Source organism: Micromonospora sp. NPDC004704 (genome assembly GCF_053601675.1).
Genome location: NZ_JBSGCD010000046.1, coordinates 21,912 through 36,076 on the forward strand (window position 1 = coordinate 21,912; position 14,165 = coordinate 36,076).

General features: G+C 72.5%; 12 protein-coding genes. 8 read left to right on the forward strand and 4 right to left on the reverse strand.

All coding sequences use genetic code 11. The features are described from left to right. Positions 1-143: 143 nt before the first annotated feature. The 5 genes from ACWEFB_RS34610 (at position 144) to glmM (ending at position 5,374) form a co-directional block, all read left to right on the forward strand. Positions 144-845 (forward strand): class I SAM-dependent methyltransferase, encoded by a 702-nt coding sequence (locus ACWEFB_RS34610; RefSeq protein WP_452292260.1) that lies wholly within the window; start codon positions 144-146, stop codon positions 843-845. A gap of 305 nt (positions 846-1,150) precedes the next feature. Beyond that, the gene (locus tag ACWEFB_RS34615) at positions 1,151-2,569 is read left to right on the forward strand and encodes a nitrate/nitrite transporter (protein ID WP_452292297.1); all 1,419 of its coding nucleotides are present in this window, start codon (positions 1,151-1,153) and stop codon (positions 2,567-2,569) included. Between the two features lie 369 nt (positions 2,570-2,938). Beyond that, positions 2,939-3,382 carry a 50S ribosomal protein L13 gene (rplM, locus tag ACWEFB_RS34620; protein ID WP_326561046.1) on the forward strand — a complete coding sequence of 148 codons (444 nt, stop codon included), beginning with the start codon at positions 2,939-2,941 and terminating at the stop codon, positions 3,380-3,382. A gap of 20 nt (positions 3,383-3,402) precedes the next feature. After that, complete coding sequence (rpsI, locus tag ACWEFB_RS34625; RefSeq protein WP_326561045.1) at positions 3,403-3,897, forward strand: 30S ribosomal protein S9; 495 nt, start codon at positions 3,403-3,405, stop codon at positions 3,895-3,897. 121 nt (positions 3,898-4,018) lie between these two features. Continuing rightward, a complete protein-coding gene (gene glmM / locus ACWEFB_RS34630) occupies positions 4,019-5,374 on the forward strand; it encodes a phosphoglucosamine mutase (protein ID WP_452292262.1) in 1,356 nt (451 codons plus the stop codon). Positions 5,375-5,386: 12 nt separating this feature from the next. Here glmM and ACWEFB_RS34635 read toward each other — a convergent pair whose 3' ends face one another. Both ACWEFB_RS34635 and ACWEFB_RS34640 read right to left on the reverse strand, forming a co-directional pair. Then, positions 5,387-6,574: a pyridoxal phosphate-dependent aminotransferase gene (locus ACWEFB_RS34635; RefSeq protein WP_452292264.1), complete on the reverse strand. Its 1,188-nt coding sequence runs from the start codon at positions 6,572-6,574 to the stop codon at positions 5,387-5,389. A 189-nt stretch (positions 6,575-6,763) separates the two neighbouring features. Further along, positions 6,764-7,519: an MmpS family transport accessory protein gene (locus ACWEFB_RS34640; protein WP_452292266.1), complete on the reverse strand. Its 756-nt coding sequence runs from the start codon at positions 7,517-7,519 to the stop codon at positions 6,764-6,766. A 474-nt stretch (positions 7,520-7,993) separates the two neighbouring features. Here ACWEFB_RS34640 and glmS point away from each other — a divergent pair, with 474 nt between their 5' ends. Further along, positions 7,994-9,907, forward strand: coding sequence for a glutamine--fructose-6-phosphate transaminase (isomerizing) (gene glmS / locus ACWEFB_RS34645; protein WP_452292268.1), 1,914 nt, complete (start codon positions 7,994-7,996; stop codon positions 9,905-9,907). 179 nt (positions 9,908-10,086) lie between these two features. On the opposite strand, the gene ACWEFB_RS34650 is transcribed toward glmS, so the two are convergent. Beyond that, on the reverse strand, positions 10,087-11,709 hold the full coding sequence (locus ACWEFB_RS34650; RefSeq protein WP_452292299.1) for an alpha/beta hydrolase: 1,623 nt from the start codon (positions 11,707-11,709) through the stop codon (positions 10,087-10,089). Continuing rightward, positions 11,709-11,975 (reverse strand): hypothetical protein, encoded by a 267-nt coding sequence (locus ACWEFB_RS34655; RefSeq protein ID WP_452292270.1) that lies wholly within the window; start codon positions 11,973-11,975, stop codon positions 11,709-11,711. The genes ACWEFB_RS34650 and ACWEFB_RS34655 overlap by 1 nt, the downstream gene beginning before the upstream one ends. A 168-nt stretch (positions 11,976-12,143) precedes the next feature. Between ACWEFB_RS34655 and ACWEFB_RS34660 the strand changes: the two genes are divergently transcribed. After that, entirely contained in the window at positions 12,144-12,512 is a 369-nt protein-coding gene (locus ACWEFB_RS34660; protein WP_326561038.1) for a holo-ACP synthase, read from the forward strand. A 139-nt stretch (positions 12,513-12,651) separates the two neighbouring features. Then, the gene (locus tag ACWEFB_RS34665; protein WP_452292272.1) at positions 12,652-14,112 is read left to right on the forward strand and encodes an NAD(P)H-hydrate dehydratase; all 1,461 of its coding nucleotides are present in this window, start codon (positions 12,652-12,654) and stop codon (positions 14,110-14,112) included. Positions 14,113-14,165 lie beyond the last annotated feature (53 nt).

Here is a 14,165-nt window from a genome sequence, read left to right on the forward strand (position 1 = left end):
CCGAAGCGTGGACGGGGGTGGTTTCGCGGCCGGGTCCCTTTTGTTTCGTGCCTGCTAAGAGGCGCTCACAGTGCGTGTGGGCAGAGGGTTAGTCGATCGGGTCTATAATATGGGAAAACTGTCTTACATTTTGGGAGACCCGGATGAGCGTGGTGCACCTGTTCGAAGCCGCCGCCGGCACCTATGACCAGGCCAGACGCCGGCTCGTGCCGTGCTTTGACGACTTCTACGGCACCGCCGTCGAGGTGTCGGCGCCGGTGCTGCGTACCGCCCTCGCGGAGGGGCGTACACCGGAGGTTCTCGACCTCGGAGCCGGCACCGGACTGCTCTCGTCACTGGTCGGCGCGGCCGTGCCCGGTGCCCGGATCACCCTGGTCGACGCCGCACCGGCGATGCTGGAGATCGCCGCCCGGCACCTGACCGCCCAGGGGGTCCCGCACACGGTCGAGGTGGCCGACCTGGCCGACCCGCTGCCCACCGCCCGGTACGACGCGGTGGTCACCGCGCTCGCCGTCCACCACCTCGACGACGCCGGCAAACGCGCGCTCTACCAACGGATATACGACGTCCTCCGACCTGGTGGAGTGTTCGTCAACGCCGAACAGGTGGCCGGACCCACCCCCGAACTCGACCGGCGGTACGCCGAGGTCTGGCTGGCCCAGATCACCGCTCTCGGATCGGACCGGGCCGAGATCGACGCCGCACACCAGCGGATGGCCTACGACCGCCCCGCCCCCGTGGCCGCCCAGTGCGACTGGCTCACCGAAGCCGGCTTCACCGACGTCGACTGCTTCTTCAAAGCCTGGCGCTTCGCCGTCTTCGCCGGCCACCGCCCGCTCCACTAACCCCCGCCGCCCCACTGTGCCCGCCCCGCCCCGCCGCCCCGCTGCGCCCGCACTTGTAGAGAAAGAGTGGTTATCGGGGGCGCGAAAGGCCCTCTTTCTCTACAAGAGGCGCCACCCCTGTGGCGAGCGTTTCGGGGGTTCTCACGGGTGGGGGGTGGGGGTGGTGCGGGGTTGGTTGCGGGGTGGACGCGGGACGCGAACCGTACGGAAACTGATCGCGCCTAGCTTTCGGCTCGTCCCCGACGAGAAGGAGCCGGCCCGTGAGCACAGCCCCCACCACGGCGGACCCCGCAGAGGTTCCCCCGATCGCACCCGCTCCCGCAGGTAGGCCGGCACCGGCGACCCCTCGCCGGACCGCACCCGGCCGGCGGCACCGGATCGACGACTGGCGGCCGGAGGACCCGACGTTCTGGCGGCTCACCGGCGCGGCCGTCGCCCGGCGCAACCTCGCCTTCTCCGTCTTCTCCGAGCACATCGGCTTCTCCGTCTGGAGTCTCTGGTCGGTGCTGGTGCTCTTCCTCGGCCCCGAGTACGGCATCGACCCGGCCGGCAAGTTCCTGCTCACCGCCGTACCGACGGCGCTCGGGGCGGTGCTGCGGCTGCCGTACACCTTCGCGGTCGGGGTCTTCGGGGGCAGGAACTGGACCGTGATCAGCGCCGCCCTGCTGCTCCTGCCGACTATCCCGATGACGATCCTGATCGAGCCGGGAGTCTCCTACGGAACGCTCATGATCCTCGCCTGTCTGGCCGGGGTCGGCGGCGGCAACTTCGCCTCGTCGATGGCGAACATCAACCTGTTCTACCCCGACCGGCACAAGGGGTGGGCGCTCGGCCTGAACGCGGGGGGCGGCAATCTCGGCGTACCGGCGGTGCAGTTGGTCGGCCTGCTGGTCCTGGCGACCGCCGGTGCGGCGTACCCCCGGTTGGTCCCGGCGGTCTACCTGCCGCTGATCGTGCTGGCCGCGCTGCTCGCCGCGCGGTACATGGACAACCTCTCGCCGGCGGCCACCGGACGCGACGGGTCGGCCGGTACGCCGAGCGAGCGGGGCGCGATGCGGGAGGTGGCCCGGGATCCGCACACCTGGATCATGTCCTTCCTCTATATCGGGACATTCGGCTCGTTCATCGGGTTCGGGTTCGCCTTCGGGCAGGTGCTCCAGGTGCAGTTCGGTGACCGGTTCGCCACCCCGCTGGACGCGGCGTACCTCACCTTCCTGGGGCCACTGGTCGGTTCGCTGATCCGGCCGCTGGGCGGGTACCTCGCCGACCGGTGGGGCGGGGCGCGGGTGACCTGCTGGAACTTCGTGTTGATGGCGCTCGGCGCCGGTGTGGTGCTCTATGCCTCCGGGCGGGGTTCACTGCCGCTGTACCTGGTCGGCTTCATTGCCCTGTTCGTCTTCTCCGGCATCGGCAACGGCTCCACGTACAAGATGATCCCGGCGATCTTCCGGGCCCGGGCCCGGATCGATGCCGGCGCCCTGGCCGAGGTGTCGGTGGACGCGGCCCGGCGGGCGGTACGGCTGGCCGGCGCCCTGATCGGGATCGCCGGTGCGGTCGGCGCCTTCGGGGGAGTGCTGGTCAACATCGCCTTCCGGCAGTCGTTCCTGACCTACCGGACGGCCGATGCCGCCTATGTCAGTTTCATCGTCTGCTACGCGCTCTGCGTTGTCGTCACCTGGGCGGTCTATCTCCGGCCGTCGCCCCGGCGGCTGTCCGGCGTGTGACCAGGGCGGTCCGGCGGGGGACGGGGCCGCCCGGGGGGAGATCCGGGCGGCCGGCGCCGGCCGCGCCCCGCCGCAACAGGGCGGCCGGGTGCAGCCCGGCGACACGGGTGTGATTGGGTGTACGGGTACGATCAGCTGCGGCTGGTGACTGGGTGGCCCGGTCTGACCCACCGGTTCAGGACCGGCGGGCGCGGCGGGTGGCCGGTGGCGATCCGTGGCCCCCGTTTTGACCGCGTGCGGGCCGGAAGAGTAACATCGCCTGCTGTTGTGTGACAGCCGAGGGCGTGCCCCATCAGGTACGCTTGGTCGTTCGTGCGCGCCTGGTGACCGGTGCGTGACCCCAGACCGACGACGAGACAAGGTAGACCTGTGCGTACGTACAGCCCGAAGCCGGGTGAGATCGAGCGTCAGTGGCACGTTATCGACGCCGCTGATGTCGTGCTGGGCCGTCTGGCCACCCACGCTGCCACGTTGCTGCGTGGCAAGCACAAGCCCACTTTCGCGCCGCACGTCGACACCGGTGACTTCGTCGTCGTTGTGAACGCGGGCAAGGTCGCGCTGACCGGTAACAAGCGTCAGACCAAGATCGCTTACCGCCACTCCGGCTACCCGGGCGGCCTCAAGCAGGTCCGCTACGAGGAGCTGCTGGAGAAGCGCCCCGAGCAGGCCATCGAGCTCGCCGTCAAGGGGATGCTCCCGCACAACAAGCTCGGCCGGCAGCTGATCAAGAAGCTGAAGGTCTACCCCGGTGCCGAGCACCCGCACATCGCGCAGGCGCCGGTGCCGTTCGAGATCAAGCAGATCGCGCAGTGAGCGCGGACGAAGGAATCAGCATGACCGACACCATTGAGGCCGAGCCCACGCCGGTCGTCGAGACCGAGACCCCGGCCGAGACCGAGACCGCCGCTCCGGCCGCCCCGGTTGCCCGGGCCCCTCGCGGTGACCGGCCGATCCAGACCGTTGGCCGCCGCAAGGAGGCCATCGTCCGGGTCCGCATCGTCCCCGGCAGCGGCAAGATCACCTGCAACGGGCGCGAGCTCGAGGCGTACTTCCCGAGCAAGGTGCACCAGCAGCTCATCAAGGAGCCGCTGGTGACCGCCGAGAAGACCGAGCAGTTCGACGTGATCGCGAACCTCCGTGGCGGCGGCACCACCGGGCAGGCCGGCGCGCTGCGCCTCGGCATCGCCCGCGCGCTGATCGTCAACGAGCCCGACGACCGCCCGGCGCTCAAGAAGGCCGGCTTCCTCACCCGGGACGCCCGGGTCAAGGAAAGCAAGAAGTACGGCCTCAAGAAGGCCCGTAAGGCGCCTCAGTACTCGAAGCGCTGATCAGCTCTTTCTTCACCCCCTTGCACGTCTGACGGACGGCCGGGTCCGCCTCCCCCTCGCGCGGTGGCGGGCCCGGCCGCTCGCTTTTTCCACTGGTCTGCTCCCCCGGAGGTACTCGCGCATGGGCCGGTTGTTCGGCACGGATGGCGTACGTGGACGTGCGAACGCCGACCTGACCCCCGAGTTGGCGCTCGCGGTCGCCGTCGCGGCCGCGCACACCCTGGCCGAGTCCGACCTCAGCCACCGGCCGCTGGCCGTGGTGGGGCGGGACACCCGGGCCAGCGGCGAGATGCTGGAGGCGGCCGTGGTGGCCGGCCTGGCCAGCGCGGGCGCGAATGTCGTACGGGTCGGCGTGCTGCCCACCCCGGCGGTGGCGTACCTGGTCGCCGAGACCAAGGCGGACCTGGGCGTGATGCTCTCCGCGTCGCACAACCCGATGCCCGACAACGGGATCAAGCTCTTCGCGGCCGGCGGTAGCAAGCTCCCCGACGAGGTCGAGCTGAAGATCGAAGCGGCCATCGAGGCGAACGACTCGTCCGACTGGCACCGGCCCACCGGCGCCGACGTCGGCCGGGTGCACGACCTGCTGGACGGCGCCGACCACTACATCCAGCACCTCGTCGGGAGCGTCTCGCACCGGCTGGAGGGGATCAAGGTCGTGGTGGACTGCGCGAACGGGGCCGCCTCCGACCTGGCGCCGGTGGCGTACCGGGAGGCCGGTGCCGAGGTCATCGCGATCCACGCCGAGCCGGACGGCATCAACATCAACGACGACTGCGGCTCGAACCACCTGGCCCGGCTCCAGGCCGCGGTGGTCGAGCACGGTGCGCACCTCGGCATCGCGCACGACGGCGACGCCGACCGGTGCGTGGCGGTGACCGCCGACGGCGAGGAGGTCGACGGTGACCAGATCCTGGGCATCCTCGCCCTGGCCATGCGCGACGCCGGCACGCTGACCGCGGACACCGTGGTCGCGACCGTGATGAGCAACCTCGGCCTGCGTATCGCCATGTCCCGCGAGGGCATCCGGCTGATCGAGACCAAGGTCGGCGACCGGTACGTGCTGGAGGAGTTGCGCGCCTCCGGGCTGGCCCTCGGCGGCGAACAGAGCGGGCACGTCGTGCTTCCCGAGTACGCCACCACGGGCGACGGCCTGCTCACCGCACTCCAGGTGATGTCCCGGATGGCGGCCACCGGACGCTCGCTGGCCGACCTCGCGTCGGTGGTGGTGAAGCTGCCGCAGGTGCTGATCAACGTGCCGGTCGGGGACCGGACCGTCGGCGCCGGTGCGCCCGCCGTACTGGGCGCGGCCGAGCGGGCCGAGGCCGAGTTGGGCGAGACCGGGCGGGTGCTGCTCCGGCCGTCGGGCACCGAACCGCTGGTCCGGGTGATGGTCGAGGCCGCCACCCAGGAGATCGCCCAGACGGTGGCCGAGCGGATCGCGGCCGAGGTACGCCTCGCCAGCCCGATCGCCTGACCGGGCCGACGCTCAGCGCAGCGTACGGAGCCGCTCGACCGCCTCGGCCAGCACCTCGGGGCGCTTGCAGAAGGCGAACCTGACCAGTCGACGCCCGGCGTCCACGTTGTCGTAGAAAACCTGGCTCGGAATGGCCACCACACCGCACCGCTCGGGCAGCGTACGGCAGAACTCCACTCCGTCCCGCCCGCCGAGCGAGGTGATGTCGGCGGTGACGAAGTAGGTCCCCTCCGCCGACAGCACGTCGAATCCGGCGTCGGTGAGACCGGCGGTGAGCTGGTCCCGCCGGACCTGGTGGGTGGTACGGAAGTTGTCGTAGTAGTCGTCGCCCAGGGCGAGGGCCACCGCGACCGCCGGTTGCAGCGGGGCGCCGTTGACGAAGGTGAGGAACTGCTTGACCCGTAGCACCGCGGAGACCAGCGGTGCCGGGCCGCTCGCCCAGCCCACCTTCCAGCCGGTGCAGGAGAACGTCTTCCCGGCCGAGGAGACCCGCAACGTCCGTTCCGCCATGCCGGGCAGGCTGGCCAGCGGGATGTGCGGGGTGGAGGCGTCGGTGTAGACGAGGTGCTCGTACACCTCGTCGGTGACCGCGTACGCGCCGTACTCCTGGCAGAGTTCGGCGACCAGGGCCAGTTCGTCGGCGGTGAAGACCTTGCCGGTCGGGTTGTGCGGGGAGTTGAGCAGGACCAGGCGGGTCCGGGGCCCGAACGCGGCGCGCAGTTCGGCCGGGTCGAAGTTGTACCGCCCGTCGGCAGCAGGGCGCAGGGTGACCGGCCGCCGTATTGCACCGGCGAGCGCGATCGAGGCCGCGTACGAGTCGTAGTAGGGCTCGAAGCAGATTACCTCGTCGCCGGTCTCGCAGAGCCCGAGGATGGCGGCCGCGATCGCCTCGGTGGCGCCGGCGGTGATCACCACCTCCCGGTCCGGGTCGTACGACAGGTCCCAGAACCGGCGCTGGTGTTCGGCTACCGCCGCTCGCAGGGACGGGATGCCGGGCATCGGCGGGTACTGGTTCTGCCCGCCGCGCAGCGCCTCGGCGGCGGCGGCGAGCATCTCGGCCGGGCCGTCGGTGTCCGGGAAACCCTGCCCGAGGTTGACCGCACCGGTGCGCGCCGCCAGCGCCGACATCTCGGTGAAGATGGTCGTGCCGAACGGTCGCATCCGGTGCACCAGCGGATCGCGAGCGGTGGTCGTGGTCACCACCCCACCCTAGGCCCGCCCGCCCACCCCGTCGACGGTGCCGCCCCCCGTCGATCTAGGGCAAATACGTGCGAGATGATCTCTGATCACCACCATTTGCCCTAGATCGACGGCGTGGGGCGGCGTGGGGCGGCGTGGGGCGGCGTGGGGCGGCGTGGGGCGGCGTGGGGCGGCGTGGGGCGGTCGGGTTCAGTTCATGGTGAGGGCGGCGCAGGTGGCGGTGGCGTACGGGCCGCTGGCCGAGTTCGTGATCACCTCTTCGCCGTCCACCAGGATCTTGCAGGTGATCTCTCCCTGGCCGGTCCCGGTCCGGATCGCCAGCACGGTCACCACGCCCGGATCGGGCATGGCGAACTCCACCCGCCAGGGCAGGTTCGTGGCGCCGATCTGCCGGGGCATGTTCGGATATTCGAGGTAGCTGACCTCGGCCGGACCGTCCCCGATCACCTGGTAGACCACCTGGCGGCCGGGCTGGATGGTCGGCTCGGGCGGCGGCTCCGGCACCACCGGCCCGCCCGCCTGTCCGTTCGGCGGCGGTGTGGGAGCCGCCTGTGGTTCGGCCGAGCCGCGCCAGCTCACCAGCCCGGCGACGGCCACGCCGGCCCCGCCGCAGAGCAGCACCGCCAGTACGACCACCACCGCGACCAGACCGGTGTTGGCCCGACCGCGTACGGGCGCGGGCGTGCCGGCCCAGGTCGGTGGCGGATACCCGGACACCGAGGGGTCGGGTGGGTAACCGGGCAGCGGCCCGTGAGCCGTCGGGTAGCCGGGCGGCGGTGGATAACCGGCGGGCGGTGCGTAACCGTACGCGGGTGGATAACCGGCCCCGCCGGGATCAGCACCGGGGTAACCGGGCACGGTCGGGTCGGTTGCCGGGTAACCGGACGGCGTGCGGTCGACAGGCGGGTAACCGGACGGTGTCTCGACAGGCCGGTAACCGGACACCGTGGGATCGAGGGTCGGGTAAGCGGACGCCGGGGGATTGACGGTCGGGTGAGCGGACGCCGGGGGATCGGCATCGGCGGAGCCGGACGAGGGGGCCCAGGGTCCGGGGGGTGGCGGTGGTGCCCAGGGCGACGGGGTGGGTTCGGCGGCGGGGGTGGGTTCGCGGGGCGGCTGCGGTGGTGCCGGATCGGTCATCGGCTGCGCTCCAGGGGCGTCGGGTGGCGCCGGGGGGCGGTGCGGGGCGGCCGTGGGCGCCAACGCCAACGGTCCCGCACCGGGCATCGACGGGCAAGCCGGTTGACGACAGACTGTTGTGCTTTCTTGGCGGTGGGTGAGGGGTGGACCGGTGGGTCGGTGGTGAATTGGCAACTCCGTCCCGTTGCTTCCCGAAATTCACCTATCACTCATGACGGATGCTTGATAAGCGGCCTTTCGAGCACCCGCGCTGAGCGAAGTTCGACTAGGCTCGGGGCTATGTGTGGAATCGTGGGCTACGCCGGCGCCCGGCCGGCGCTGAGCATCGTGTTGGACGGGCTGCGACGCCTGGAGTACCGAGGCTACGACTCGGCGGGAGTGGCGATCGTCTGCGATGACGAGCTGCTGACCGAGAAGAAGGCCGGCAAGCTGGCCAACCTGGAGAAGACCCTGGCCGAGCGGGTCAGCGCGGATCCGGACGGCTGCCCCACCCCGAAGCTCGGCATCGGCGACGGCACCACCGGCATCGGGCACACCCGTTGGGCGACCCACGGCGGGCCGACCGACCGCAATGCCCACCCGCACCAGTCCCGGGACGGCCGGGTCGCTGTCATCCACAACGGCATCATCGAGAACTTCGCCAAGCTCCGCGCCGAACTCGAAGCCGACGGGGTGGAGTTCGAGAGCGACACCGACACCGAGTGTGCCGCCCACCTGCTCGCCGCCGCCCTCGCGGACCTGCGCGAGGCCGGCGAGCCGGACGGCCCGCAGTTGCTCGCGGCGGCCATGCGCAGCGTCAGCCAGCGCCTGGAGGGTGCGTTCACGCTGCTCGCGGTCGACGCCGCGGTGCCCGGCGCGGTGGTCGGTGCCCGCCGCAACTCGCCGCTGGTCGTCGGCCGGGGCGAGGGGGAGAACTACCTGGCCAGCGACGTCTCCGCGTTCATCGAACACACCCGCGAGGCGGTCGAGCTGGGCCAGGACCAGGTCGTGCTGATCACGGCCGAGGGCATCGAGATCACCAACTTCGACGGTACGCCGGCCGTCGGCAAGGACTTCCACATCGACTGGGACGCCTCCGCCGCCGAGAAGGGCGGCTACGACTACTTCATGCTCAAGGAGATCGCCGAGCAGCCCCAGGCGGTCGCCGACACCCTGCTCGGCCGGCTGACCGAGAACGGCGAGATCATGCTGGACGAGGTCCGGCTGACCGACCAGGACCTGCGCGACGTCGACAAGATCTTCATCGTGGCGTGCGGTACGGCGTACCACTCCGGGCTGGTGGCGAAGTACGCGATCGAGCACTGGACCCGGATCCCCTGCGAGGTCGAGCTGGCCAGCGAGTTCCGCTACCGCGACCCGGTGCTCGACCGGTCGACGCTGGTGGTCGCGATCTCGCAGTCGGGCGAGACGATGGACACCCTGATGGCGCTCCGGCACGCCAAGGAGCAGAAGGCCCGGGTGCTGGCCATCTGCAACACCAACGGGTCCACCATCCCGCGCGAGTCCGACGCGGTCCTCTACACCCACAGCGGGCCGGAGATCGCGGTCGCCTCGACCAAGGCGTTCCTGACCCAGCTGGTGGCCTGCTACCTGATCGGCCTGCACCTGGCCCAGGTGCGCGGGGTGAAGTACGCCGACGAGGTCGGTGCCGTGGTGGCCCAGCTCCAGGAGATGCCGGGCAAGCTGCGGGACCTGCTCGCCGACATCGAGCCCGTACGCGAGCTGGCCCGGGACCTGAAGTCGGCGCCGACCGTACTGTTCATCGGCCGGCACGTCGGTTACCCGGTGGCCCTCGAGGGCGCGCTGAAGCTCAAGGAGCTGGCGTACATGCACGCCGAGGGGTTCGCCGCCGGTGAGCTCAAGCACGGCCCGATCGCCCTGATCGACCAGGGCACCCCGGTCGTCTGCGTGGTGCCGTCGCCGGCCGGCCGGGGCATGCTCCACGACAAGATCGTGTCGAACATCCAGGAGGTACGGGCCCGTGGCGCCCGGACCATCGTGATCGCCGAGGAGGGCGACACGGCGGTCCTGCCGTACGCCGACCACCTGATCACGGTGCCGCGTACGCCGACCCTGCTGGCACCGCTGGTCACCACTGTTCCGTTGCAGGTGCTCGCCTGCGAGATCGCCGCCGCCCGTGGGCACGACGTCGACCAGCCGCGCAACCTGGCCAAGTCGGTCACCGTCGAGTGAGCCGAACCGGACCGGCCCGGTGGTCATCCGCGCGGCGAGCGTTCCTGGTCGCACGGACACCGGGCCGGTTACCGGGCTGGTGTCGCTCGCCGTGGTGCTGACCCGGTTGCCGGGGCATCCGGGCGCTCGTCGACGGCCCCGGACGGGCGCGGCGGGTCAGGGCTTGTGAGCATGGCGATTCAGGCACGCGCCCTGCCGTCGACGGCGATCCGCGCCACCGCGTCCAGGGCCGGGTTGCCGGCGTCCCAGTAGCCCGTGTGGCCGCTCGGCCGCCCCTCGAACACCTGGGCGCCGAAGGCAGACCCGCTCGGGTCCGCGCCGAACCACAGGTCGTCGGCGGGCTGCCCGAACGCCAGCAGTCCGAGACCCGGCAGCGCCGCACCGACCACCACCCGCCCGACCAACTCGGCCGGCCCCGGCGCGTACTGGATCACGTCGTTGTCGGCGGTGCTCGACCAGACCCGTCCGGGCGGCAGGCCGAGGTCGGCGGCCCGGTCGACGCCGACCCCCGGTGAGCCGAGGAAGACCACCTGATCGGCGGCGAGCCCGTGGTCGCGGGCGGTCGTGCCGACCACCAGGGATCCGTAACTGTGACCGATGACGGTCTGCCGGGCCGGCTGGTCCTCGTGCGTGGCCCGCAGCCCCTCCTGGAAGCTGTGCAGCGCGGGCCCGGCGTCGTGGGCCTGCCCGGCGCGCAACGCCTCGTCGACGAAGTCCGGGGCGTCGTAGTCGAGCCAGAGCACCACCGCGGTCCGTTCGGTCGGGTCCAGGGCGGCGCCGCGCCCCGCCATCAACTCGGCCCGACCCAGTTCGCCGCCGACGCCGGGCAGGTCGGAGGTCATGCCCGGCACGTAGGTCACGACGTTCTCCGCCCGATCCGGGTCGCCGATCGAGACGATCGCCCGCCCGTCGCCGGCCGGATCCAGGCCGAGCAGGTACGCCCGGGTGCCGCCGTCGTTGGCCAGCCGGTCGCCGATCACGTCCAGGCCGGCGAGGGTGCGGTCGATCCGGGCCAGCCGGGCCGGCACCACCGGGTCGGGCGGCCCGGCCGCCAGGGCATCCCGTTCGGCCAGCAGGGCGGCCCGCTGCCGGTCGAGCAGCAGCCGGTTGGCCTGGTCCCGGTCCCGTACCGGCACGCCGTCCAGCCCACCGATCGTGGCCGACTCGTGTGTGACCAGCCAGCGCCGTTGCGCCGGGCTGAGGTCGGCCCACCAGCGGCGTACCACCACAGGGTCGGTGCCGGGCGGGGGTGGCCCGGTCGGCGGTGGGTCGGCCCAGCCGCTGCCCGCACAGGCGGCCAGATCGGCGAGCTGCCGGGCGGCGTCCCGATCCGCGATCGAGGCCAGTTCCAGCGCCGCCCGGATCCCGTCGGCGACGTCCGCCACGGCCGCCGTCGTACGGACGTCCGGCTGGTTTCCCGTGCCGAGCGGGTCCGGTCGCAGCGCCTCCGGATCGGGCGAGACCCCGCCGCGCCGGTCGACCAGTACGCCCCTGGCGGCGGCCACCCTGACGGCGGCGTCGAGCATCGCCTTGGCCCGGGTGAGCTGGGCCGCGTAGGTGGTGAGGATCTGCTCGACCTCGATGAACACCGGTCTGCCGGCGGCCAGCTCGGCGGTCAGCCCGTGCAGTCGCCGGTCCGCGGCCTGCCCGGCCGGGCCGGACCAGTCGGTGCGCAGCGTGGTGGCGGTGCCGGTCAGTTCGGCGGTGCGCCGGTCGGTCGGGCCGACCATGCCCCGCCAGGCGGAACCGGCCGTGCGCCAGGCCGCCGGGTCGGCCGCCCAGAGTTCGGCGTACCCGATCATCACCGGCCGCCGGTGAGCCGGATCGCGGCCCGGTCGTCGGCGGTTGCCGCCGCCCGGCCCCCGATGTCGGTGAGCCAGTCGTGCACCGCCGACTCGAGCGCGGCCAGCGCGGTGGTGGCGGCCCAGCCGGGAGCCGCCGGCGCCGGCCGACCGGACGGGCCGGTGACCCCGGCGAGCCCGTGGCCGAGCCGGTACGCGGTGGCGGTCACCTGGTCCGCCGCCCCGCGCAGCGTCCCGGTCCGTACCCGGATCGAATCGTCCTGCATGGCGCCTCCAACCGACGTCGATGCCTTCGACGCTAGGACGCCGTGCCGGCTGGTCGGAAGCCCTGTGGATAACCGGGGCGGTGCACGGCCCCCGGTTGTCCACAGGGGTTGTACGGCAACAGCCTGGGAGCTAATCTGCGCGCCCGTCGAGCCGGTTAGGGTGGGGGCGTGATCGTCGCAGTCGGCATCGACGTGGTGCTCGTCGACCGGTTCACCCGTGCCCTGGCGCGCACCCCGCTGCTGGCCGACCGGTTGTTCACCGAGTCCGAGCGGTTCACCGGCTCCGGCAACCCCCGTTCGCCAGAGTCCCTCGCCGCCCGATTCGCGGCGAAGGAGGCGGTGGCGAAGGCCCTCGGTGCGCCCGCCGGCCTGCGCTGGCACGACTGCGAGGTGGTCGCCGATCCGGACGGCCGGCCCTGGTTGACCGTCTCCGGTACGGTCGCCGCCGTCGCCGCCGAGCGTGGCGTCAACCGGTGGCACCTCTCGTTGTCGCACGACGGCGGCATCGCGTCCGCCATGGTGGTAGCGGAGCAGTGAGCCGCCGGAGTCCCACGTCGCAGGATCGCAGCGTGGGCGGCACCGGCGGTGGTGGGCTGACGGACGGGACCCGAGGGGGCGCGGCGATGGACGGACGAGTGCGGGTGGCGCGGCCGGAGCCGGTTGTGCGGGTGGCGCGGTGAAGCCGGCCTGGCGGGTGGCGGATGTCCGGGCGGCGGAGGCGGCGCTGATGGCGACCCTGCCGCCGGGGACGCTGATGCAGCGCGCCGCCGCGGGTCTGGCCCGCCGGTGCGCGTTGCTGCTGGAAGAGCGCGGCGGGGTGTACGGCGCGTCCGTACTGCTGCTGGTGGGCTCCGGTGACAACGGTGGGGACGCGCTGTACGCCGGTGCCCGGCTGGCCGAGCGCGGGGCGGCGGTGCAGGCTCTGCTGCTCGATCCGGAGCGGGCGCACCGGGGCGGGCTGGAAGCGTTGCGGGCGGCCGGTGGACGTACCGTCGACGGGTTGCCGACCTGGGCGGACCTGGTGCTGGACGGGATCGTCGGGATCGGGTCCACGGGCGGCCTGCGGGAGCCGGCCGCCCGGTTGGTCGGCCGGTTGGCCGGGTTGCGCGGGCGGGGCGGGCAGCGGGCGGTCCTGGTCGCGGTGGACGTACCGAGCGGGGTCGACGTCGACACCGGGCACGTCCCGCCGACGTTCGACGGCACGAGCGCGGTGAGCGCCGACGTGACGGTTGCCTTCGGGGTGCTGAAGCCGGCGCTGGTGGTGGGTCCGGCGGCGGTCCGCGCGGGTCAGGTGGACCTGGTCGACATCGGGGTGCGGCCGTGGCTGCGGGCCACTCCGGCGCTGCACGTGACCGAGTGGGCCGACGTGCTCGACTGGTGGCCGTGGTCCGGCCCCGAGTCGGAGAAGTACAGCCGGGGTGTGGTCGGGGTGGCGACCGGTTCGGCCACCTATCCGGGCGCGGCGGTGCTCTCCGTCGGCGGTGCGCTGGCCGGGCCGACCGGTCTGGTCCGCTACGCCGGCAGCGCCCGCGAGGAGGTGCTCCGCCAGCATCCGTCGGTGATCGCCACCGGGCGGGTGACCGACGCGGGCCGGGTGCAGGCCTGGGTCTGCGGCTCCGGGTTGGGCACCGACGAGGCCGCCGCCACCGAGCTGCGGTGCGTACTGGCCGCGCCGGTGCCGGCGATCCTGGACGCGGACGCGTTGACCATGCTGGTCGACGGGTCGATGGCGGACCGGTTGCGGCAGCGGGACGCGCCGATCGTGATCACCCCGCACGACCGGGAGTTCGCCCGGCTCTGCGGGGAGGCGCCGGGCGAGGACCGGGTCGGTGCGGCGTTGCGGCTGTCCGCCTGGATGGACGCGGTGGTGCTGCTCAAGGGCGACCGTACGGTGATCGCCACCCCGGACGGCCGGGCGGTGGTCAACCCGACCGGTACGTCGGCACTGGCCACCGGGGGCACCGGCGACGTGCTGGCGGGACTGCTCGGGTCGCTGCTCGCCGCGGGTCTGCCGGCGGACCGGGCGGCGATCGTGGCCGCGTACCTGCACGGGTTGGCCGGGCGGGAGGCGGCCCGGCGGGGTCCGGTGACCGCCCCCGACGTGGTTGCCGCGCTGCGGGACGTGGTGCCCCGCTGACCCGTCCGTGCGGGCTCCGGTGGAGGTCGGGGCGGTTGTCCGGTCCCGATCCT

Coding starts and splice junctions, on each gene's coding strand:
- ACWEFB_RS34610 (WP_452292260.1), top strand. CDS start 144: ATGAGCGTGGTGCACCTGTTCGAAGCCGCCGCCGGCACCTATGACCAG.
- rpsI (WP_326561045.1), top strand. CDS start 3,403: ATGACCGACACCATTGAGGCCGAGCCCACGCCGGTCGTCGAGACCGAG.
- glmM (WP_452292262.1), top strand. CDS start 4,019: ATGGGCCGGTTGTTCGGCACGGATGGCGTACGTGGACGTGCGAACGCC.
- glmS (WP_452292268.1), top strand. CDS start 7,994: ATGTGTGGAATCGTGGGCTACGCCGGCGCCCGGCCGGCGCTGAGCATC.
- ACWEFB_RS34650 (WP_452292299.1), bottom strand. CDS start 11,709: ATGATCGGGTACGCCGAACTCTGGGCGGCCGACCCGGCGGCCTGGCGC.
- ACWEFB_RS34655 (WP_452292270.1), bottom strand. CDS start 11,975: ATGCAGGACGATTCGATCCGGGTACGGACCGGGACGCTGCGCGGGGCG.